Source organism: Candidatus Aquicultor secundus (assembly GCF_002791875.1).
GTDB lineage: Bacteria > Actinomycetota > Aquicultoria > Aquicultorales > Aquicultoraceae > Aquicultor_A > Aquicultor_A secundus.
Map to the genome: position 1 here is coordinate 1 of NZ_PFNG01000032.1, position 7,305 is coordinate 7,305.

Consider the following 7,305-nt stretch of genomic DNA (forward strand, 5'->3'; position numbering starts at 1 on the left):
CTACGGTGTCAGCGTCGTTGATAATCTGAAACCCGATTAAGCCGCTTATCACGACGAGGGACGTTATTAAGGTTGCGAGAAAAAATAGTTTCTTATACATAGCCTATTGTATTCAATTAGAATCATTTTGATGTTTGCCCTACGCTTGTATCGGCGCACAGTATCCGCAGATAAATGCCTATTTATAAAAAATATTCGTCGGATGCACCTGAATTAACCCATATAGGGGAGGGGAAGACTTTCTCGCATAGAGCGGTGTAAATTATTCGAAGACCCCGCGTCAAGCGAGGTTAAAAAGTAACTGATCGGGTGGTTGCTCAAAGCCCCGGTGGGGACGATACGCTCTTACAGTATCTCATCAACCTCTGCCTCATATTCCTTTCCGTATACCGGTAACTTAACCAATTGCTCGAACTTTGATTGCGATGCCGTGGAATTAGTAAAACTTATCGCCGTCGTTATGGGGGCGCCGATGAGCTTTCTGGACTCGCCGATGATTTCGCTTTGGGATGTCCGCTGCCGTTCGGCAAGCCGCGCCATATCCGCCTTGATTGCGAGTATCTCTTTCTCATGCGCCTCTTTATCCTGGTTCAATTCCTGCAGGTGCCGCGCCTTGATGATTTGCTCCAGGATGATCTTGTCGAGCAGGCGTTCTTTCTTCTCGATGTGCTCGAACTCATCGGCCATGATATCCCGCCAGTCCTCGATGCATATGCTTACGCTATTGTAGACTTCGATCACCTGGTTGCGGATGTTTTGCACGAACTCGTGCGCGAGTTCCCTATCCAATTTAAACTCGCCATCGTTGGCGTTGTTTAGTATGGTACTCGCTTTAAGATCGATGGTGTCTAATGTGCGGCTGGTTGTCCGCAGAAGCTCGTAGGTCTTCTTTATGCTTTTTCGGGCTAGTTCTTTTTGTCGCTTGGCGAGCTTTTGTCTGGAATAGTAATAGGTTGCAGCCCAGGTGATAGCGGAGCAGACAACAGGGATAACGATCTGCATGGTGAGTGAGCCTATCCGAAGGTGGATGAAGCCCTCAGGCAGGATTGTGTACAGCATTAAACCGACGGCTATACCGCAGATAACACAGACCACCGCGAGGAACTCAAGCCAAACCTCAACCTTACCGGACCGTTTCTGCATAGTAAGACTCCGCTCTTAGCTTTATGGTTGCTTTGGCATTTGCTTCGAATTTTGGTCTAGCTTTGTAAGGTTATTATAGAACAGTTTAATAGCAGGGTTAAATAGGAAAGTCAAGCATTTCGTTGAAAATATAGCTTTTATACGGCAAGCGCTGTGGTGGGGGCCTAGTTTCCGGTTAACTTTATCCCCACGATATTGGGATTGGATTCAACATTTCCGGCATTATCGATTGCCCGTGCCCGCAGGATATAGCCGGTAAACCTATCTTCGGGCAGTATCCAGATGTATCTCCAGGACGCCTCTGGGCTGCCTTTGCCGTTAATTATTTTTGCCGACACCCAGGTTTCTGCGGTTTTCCAATCATTGCCGGTCCAATACGATTTATCCGATTGCCTGCCGATGGAGACCTCAACGCGGGCGATGCCTGCGTTATCCGCCGATAGTCCGTAGACAGCATAGGTCCTTCCGCCGACCTCAACGGCACCCGTAGGGTCGATGATCGCCGTCGAGGGCCCTGTCGGGTCGCTTTGGGCAACTACGGTGACCATCGCCAGATAGGGAAGTGAAGCTACCAGCTGGTTGTTGACAAGGTCGATGCGCGTGTTCTGTACCGGCACCCACTTTTTTTGTTTTTCGTCATAAGAGACGAGCCGCAAGCTGGTCGGGTCGGGTACTTCGTCCGGCTTGTATTTAATCCTAAATGTCGCCGGACTACCCAGCGGCATTTGCAATGGGTCGAGCCGGTATACAGGGCTATACCTGGTAGCGCCCGTTACATCGGGGACGTCGTTACCCCGCAGCTCCTCGAGCATAATGGTCGTTTCGGTGGAGAGGGCGCCTGCGGGAATCTCCAGGGACACGGTTTGGTTATTATCGGTAACCACGCCTCCGGCAGGGCCAACCGTTTGCTTGAACGATGATTGATATGAGCCTTCGGTGGTAAACGACCACGAGAAATTCGCTGCCAGTGGGTTTTTTGCCGCATCCTTTATGCCGGTTGTTAAGTAAACCGTGTAGGCGGTGCCCGATTCGAGCCGGTCTCTTGGGACAAGCTTGGCCGATTTGGCTTTTTCATCATAGGATGCACTTGCTGAGATCCAGCGCGAGCCCTGCTTGAGATAGAAGGTCGACCCCTGCTCTGTGCCGTCGTTCTTAATGCTTAACGGATACATATTCTCGTAAAAGACAATGCCGATGCCCGCATCCGGTAAGACTTTTGTCGCATTCATCGCCGGGAAGATATGGCGTGTTACCGGCGGTACGGTATCGAGCGTGATGCTGTCGGAGATCACATATGAGTTGCCGCTATCGTCTTTGAACTGGCCGTTTACTATCTTCATACCGTCGCCTTTGGGAAGGATCAGCGTTTTCGTCGGCGCATATTTTTCCCAATCCGTCCAGGTTTGCCCGTTGTCGAGGCTGAAGCGCATGTCCGTTGCGCCGTGTATGTCGATATCCACGCGCACATTTTGGTTGTTGGTGTAGGTGGCGGCATCCTCGATAAAGATATTGCCGACCGGCCCGACATTATCAACTGCGACGTCGTTTTCAATCGGTATGCTCTCCTTGTTTGCGGTGATATCAACCGATCGGGCCAACAACTTAAAGTGGGCTCCGTCGCTCGTGGGAAGCGGCCACGGGTAGACCCATGAAACCGAACGCTCGGCGTTGGATGTTACCCTCGCGTTATTCCAGTATTCGTTCTTAACCCAGCTCGTGCCATTCCACCAGGCCTTATCGTAGAGCCTGATGATGGCCAGCTCGACTTTGGCGACGCCGGCATCATCAATCGCGACGCCGCTTATCGGGTAGATGCTGCCGGTAAGCTTGTTTGCGCCGGTTGGGTTTAAAAACGATGTCTGCGGGCCGCTGCTCAATCCCATTGCGATATCGAGCTTTACGCTATCGAACCAGGCATATATCACGGCTTCACGGGCGTTGCCGTTTTCAAAGGCTGCGCCAAGGCTTATGTGGTAGTCGCCTGTCTGGTTGAGGTATTGGGAGATATCAACCGATTCGGTCGCCCAGGTGTTGTCGTTGAGAACTTGCCGGTTTGCCCAGACGGTCACCGAAGTGTTATCGGGTTTTATAAGGTTGATGTAGATCCGCTGTTCGAGGGGAAGGATAGATGTCCAGTTTTTTCTCCAGACAAACTCGATCTTGCCGGTGCTTCCGGCCTGAATGGGGACGGTGATGCGCTGTTTGGCAAAGGACTCGCCCCTGCTTCTGCGACCGGAAATCGTAAAGCCAAGGCCGCCGCCATTCTCAAATCCGGCGCCGTCAAAGGATATATTGATTCCTTTGGTTAACTCTTGCGGCCTCCAGTTGCCGAGGTCGCTTTTAAAGTCTCCGTTAAGAATAAGCTGGTCGGCATTAGCCGCCGTGGGTGAAAGCGAGAGCGCCAGCCACAGCACTGCAAGAAGTATGAGAAGTCGTGGGGCGGAAAGGACGTTTTTAGTTTCCACCCAATCCTACCCCTGTGCCGGATGACGACGTTGATGATGACGGTGACAGCCCCTGTATTTGCCCGCCGGTCCTCGATTCCAGGGCTTTGAGGGTTTCGTTGTTCGGGTCGATGCTTAAGCCGGTCGCGATGATTCCCTTGGCCTGCACGAAGTCGTTTTGCAGGATATAGATATTTGCCAGCTCGGCAAGAACGCTCGAGCGCAGTTTATCCGCCGGCGGCAGCAGATTTAAGACCTTCTTCCACTCGTCGATCGCGTTATCGTAGTATTTTGCCCTGGTGTCGGCGCGTGCGACCTCTGAGTGAAAGAGGATCACATTCGGAGCGGCCTGCGCGGCGCGGTTCAAGTACGTGATGGCCTCGTTTTGCCTGCCCGTGCGCTCGAGCAGAATACCCACCTTATAGAGCAGTTCCGCATCGTTCGGCTTGGTCTTTAGCAACAACTGGTACTCGTCACCGGCGCGCTTGTTGTCGCCACTGAGCAGGTATGAGGAGGCGAGTATCTCGCGCATTTGGGCATCGTTTTTATTCGCCGCAAGGAAACTCTCAAGGCTTGGGATAACCGCCTTGTAATCGCCCTTGTTGTAGGTGTCGATTATCTGCTTCCTGCTTAAATCGTTCTTTTCGGCGACCTGGGTTTGTGCGCCGTTATCCGTTGGCGCTCCTTTCGGCCACAGGTAAATCCCGAGTCCGATAGTACAGACGGTGAGGACCACGGCGAGCGATATCCAGATATATTTACTCACACGGATATCCATAGCTCTCACCGTGCTTTGCTTCCGGTCAGCGGCATGCCTGCCCAATTCAGTTCCTCCAGCGGATGGTTTAGTTTGTTCTATAGCGCCCATATTATAGCAGAACCCGGGCGTTGAAAATCCTGGAAAACAAGATTTACCTTGTAACAATTATTATTGTGTTTATTACCGTGTTAATGTCGTCCTTGTGAGCAGCGCAAATGCACCGTGTTTTTTGTTGTGGGCGGATGTAATTGTGTGTTGATTCTGTGCTTGCTTCTCTTATTTTAGCAGAGGCTTGGTAGAATTGACACGCTTAAAAGCGCTGTATATTTTGGTGGTTAAGAAGATGGGATTGTTGGCGCGTGGGAGTAGCCATGACAGCTTAAGCAACTGCTAATACCTGTATGGTCAACAAACGGCCCGGTCGGCAGGGCTCCAATGTTTACACCCATAACCTCGACGGTCCGTGTGGTTTCGGTCGGGCTCTTATGGCACACCTGGCATGATTCGTTGCTATCGGTGATGCGGTTGTTGCTATCCGGGTCGTTCCAGCCGTTTTGCACCGCATAGTCGTAAAGGCTGTCGGCGATCATCTTATAATTACCCAACCTTGCGGTATGCACATCATGGCACACCATGCAGGGCATCTTAACCCCGGTATTGTATTGCTGGCCCGATGGCGGCGCTTTCCAGCCGGTTGTAAGCGTACCGTTTACCCTAAGCTGGTGACCTGTATAGGTCGTGTCGGTGGAATTGTAGAGGCCCTTGATATTTTTTTCCACGGTGGTACCGGCGCCGGTACCGTCATGGCAGCTAAAGCAAAGCGCATTATAGATATCCGAACTTTTGCTGTTTACCACGGAGGGGCTTTCAAAGTAGGGCTGTACAAGCAGGCGGCGCGTGGCGTCGCTTCCGGTCAGCCCAAAATCGGGGCCGAAATCGGGCGCGAGATGCACCGCGTGGCAGGTTTCACACAAGTTGGTTGTCGACGAGAACGGGCTTTGATTTGTATCCGTACCGTGCGGGGTTTGTACCAGCGTAAGCTCGTGCGATTGCAGGTTGGCGAAGTTCTGGACGATATCATCCGAATTGCCCCCGGTTGTATCGATCGTGATAGAGTTCTGATCAACCAGCCTTGAGCCGATTGTCGGGCTTCCGCTGGCATCCGCCGAGGTTGATAGTGTGTAGATGATATAGTAGGTGTCGGGAGTGGTAGAGATCGTCTGCGGTGTTTCAAACGTAAAATCGGTCTCTTCCGCTGAAAATGTGGCTGTGTTAGGCGTTGTAGGCACAACGGTATCGGGGCTTATATTAAACTGGATATCCCCAACACTGTTGGTTTCCTTATATATCTTAACCTGCAGCACGTTGACCGTAGCGTTGCCGGTGCCGTATTCGTTGATCTTAAGCGATGTCCAGATTGCGTTGCCGGTGCCGGTTTTCAGGGTGAGCCGCTGCATGACGATGTTATCCTCCCCACTCGTAACGCTGCCCCGCGCCTCCGGCTCGGAACTTACCATCACCGTATCGGCCCAAGCGATACCCGCGAAGATGATCATGAAGCATATCGCTAAGGGGACTATTATCAAGAGGCGGGCCGGTAATCTACCGGCATGTATGCTGATCGAGTTTCGAGCTGCCACTACTACACTAGCTCCTTTAAAGCGAGCCCTGATGGGCCTTTTACAAACTACATCAAAAATCTATAATAGCCTGCAACAGTTTTTAACGAACCTTTTTAGACTGTTATTAGACTACTATTGGATTGTTATTAGATGACAAATCTCCAATACTAATATATCAATAATCGGCTGTTTGCTCAACCAAAAATATCCGATAGTGCCTGCTGCGCGGGTTACTTCCAGGCTGCAATGCGGTTGTTGAGCTTATCCGCTATGAATATCTCATTATTCCGGGTGTCGATGGCGATACCGTTCGGATAGGCAAGGCCTTTTCCCGTAGTTCCAAACCCGCCGTAGGTGCTGATGAAGCGCCCGTCTTTTGTAAAGACGAAGACCTTGTGCTTCAGCATATCGACAACATGCAGGCGTCCACCTCTATCGAGCGCAATACCGCGCGGTAGGGCCATCGCCTCCTTTTCCGACCCGGTAACGACGTTGAGAAACTCGCCCCGGCCGCTAAAGACCTGGACGCGTGCGTTGTTCGAGTCGCTAACGTAAATGGTGCCCTGTCTATCTGCAGTAATTCCATTGGGGTATAAAAACTGGCCCTTGTCGCTCCCCGGTCGGCCGAACCTGGTGATGAGCCTGCCCTTAAGGTCGTAGACTTTTACATCCTGGTCGAGAACATCTGTTACGTAGAGCTTCTCATTGGCCGCGCACAGGGCTATCGGTCGCCCTGGGAGCACGGAGACCGACCCCTCGTCTGAGGTGCCTTCCGGGAACCGGTAGAGGAACTTCCCATCGCTGCCGTATACGAAGATCGCACCCTCAGCCCCGAGCGTGCTTACGTAGATGCGCATATCCCGGTCCACAGCCACACCTACCGGGCGGGCGCCCCCGGCTTGGGCGGAAACATCGATTACTTTCTTAAAGGTGCCCGTCGGCGAGATGATAACCAGATGGCCGCTGCCCGAATCCGCGACGTAGAGCGCATCGTTGCCTAGAGCTATCCCCATCGGCCCCTTCAGGCGCTGATTACCGCCCCCGGCAAGAGCGGATATAAACTTTGGCCGGTAGGAGGGAGCTTTTTGATTGTTGCCTGAATCATCGGCAGCGTAGTTTGAGAGCGAGTAGTAAAGGATGCCGGATGTTCCTACAAGCACGATTGCAACGAATATGAGCAAGAATAACCGTTTACTGATTGCTGTTTCACTCCTTATGACCAATCTCCCGCTAGTGCCAGAACACCATAATTATTGTGTCATTCTGAGCGAAGCGAAGAATCTAGCGGGCACTCACAAACTTCTGTCACTGAGCTTGTCTAAGCTTAGACCCTCCT

General features: G+C 51.9%; 5 protein-coding genes. All 5 read right to left on the reverse strand.

What is annotated here, in order from left to right; genetic code table 11:
- Nucleotides 1-345 precede the first annotated feature (345 nt).
- Entirely contained in the window at nt 346-1,143 is a 798-nt protein-coding gene (locus tag COY37_RS01095; protein WP_286679377.1) for an AAA family ATPase, read from the reverse strand.
- A gap of 164 nt (nt 1,144-1,307) precedes the next feature.
- Nucleotides 1,308-3,608 carry an Ig-like domain-containing protein gene (locus COY37_RS01100; protein WP_286679376.1) on the reverse strand — a complete coding sequence of 767 codons (2,301 nt, stop codon included), beginning with the start codon at nt 3,606-3,608 and terminating at the stop codon, nt 1,308-1,310.
- Nucleotides 3,598-4,410, reverse strand: a complete 813-nt coding sequence (locus COY37_RS01105) for a tetratricopeptide repeat protein (RefSeq protein WP_286679375.1) — start codon at nt 4,408-4,410, stop codon at nt 3,598-3,600. The genes COY37_RS01100 and COY37_RS01105 overlap by 11 nt, the downstream gene beginning before the upstream one ends.
- A gap of 272 nt (nt 4,411-4,682) precedes the next feature.
- Nucleotides 4,683-5,987 carry a multiheme c-type cytochrome gene (locus COY37_RS01110; protein WP_286679374.1) on the reverse strand — a complete coding sequence of 435 codons (1,305 nt, stop codon included), beginning with the start codon at nt 5,985-5,987 and terminating at the stop codon, nt 4,683-4,685.
- A 212-nt stretch (nt 5,988-6,199) separates the two neighbouring features.
- Nucleotides 6,200-7,192, reverse strand: coding sequence for a 6-bladed beta-propeller (locus tag COY37_RS01115; protein ID WP_286975594.1), 993 nt, complete (start codon nt 7,190-7,192; stop codon nt 6,200-6,202).
- Nucleotides 7,193-7,305 lie beyond the last annotated feature (113 nt).

Excerpts from the sequence above, each read along its gene's own strand:
- COY37_RS01095 (WP_286679377.1), bottom strand. The coding sequence starts at position 1,143 with ATGCAGAAACGGTCCGGTAAGGTTGAGGTTTGGCTTGAGTTCCTCGCG.